Origin of the sequence: Janthinobacterium agaricidamnosum NBRC 102515 = DSM 9628 (genome assembly GCF_000723165.1) — a bacterium.
Lineage (GTDB): Bacteria > Pseudomonadota > Gammaproteobacteria > Burkholderiales > Burkholderiaceae_D > Janthinobacterium > Janthinobacterium agaricidamnosum.
The window spans coordinates 5,895,339-5,896,291 of the sequence record NZ_HG322949.1; positions in this window are offsets into that span (position 1 = coordinate 5,895,339).

Below are 953 nucleotides of genomic sequence, written 5' to 3' on the forward strand. Positions count from 1 at the left end.
ACGCCAACGCGCTGGGCCTGGTCGCAGCCGCAGCGGCCACCGCGGCAACCGCCGCGCAAACGGCAGCCAACCTGACCGATGCTGTCGCGCTGGGCACCGTGTCGGCCGCGGCGACCGCCGCCGCCAACGCCGCACAAGCCACCGCCAACCTGACCGACACCACGGCATTGGCGGCAATCTCCAACGCCAACGCACTCGCCGCCAGCGCCGCGCAAGCGACCGCCGACCTGACCGATGCGGCGGCATTGACCCTGGTGTCGAACGCCGCCAACGCGGCCGCCGCCGCCGCGCAAGCCACCGCCAACCTGACCGATGCGGTGGCGCTGGGCACAGTATCGGCCGCAGCAACGAGCGCCGCCAATGCCGCCGCGGCCACCGCCGCGCTGACCGATGCGGTCGCACTGGCCGCCGTCTCGACCGCCAATGCGGCGGCCGCCGCGACCGCCCAGGCGACCGCCAACCTGACCGACGCCGTGGCGTTGGCCGTCATCTCGACCGCCGATGCCGCCGCATCTGCCGCCGCCGCCACGCTGGCCGGCCTGACCGACGCCGTGGCGCTGGCCGCCGCCCACACGCTGGACGTGACCGCCGCCACCACCGCCGCCGCAAAAGCTGCGCTGACCGACGCCACGGCGCTGACCGCGACCGCCACCACCGCAGCGGCAACAGCGGCAGCGGCAGCGGCCTATGCGGCAGCCCATCCGCTGGACCTGGTGGCGCAATTGAACGCCACCACCACTGCCACCGCCGCCGCGTTGGCACAAACGGCGGCACAGGCCGCGCAAGCGGACGACGCGGCAGCCGCCGCCACCGCCGCCACAGCGGCGGCGTCGCTGACCGCGCTCAATAATGCGCTGGCCGCCGACAGCGCCGCCGTAGCGGCAGCCACCACCGCGGCCACCTCGCTGGCCGCGACCCAGGCCGCGCAAGCCGCAGACGCCGCGGCAGCCGCA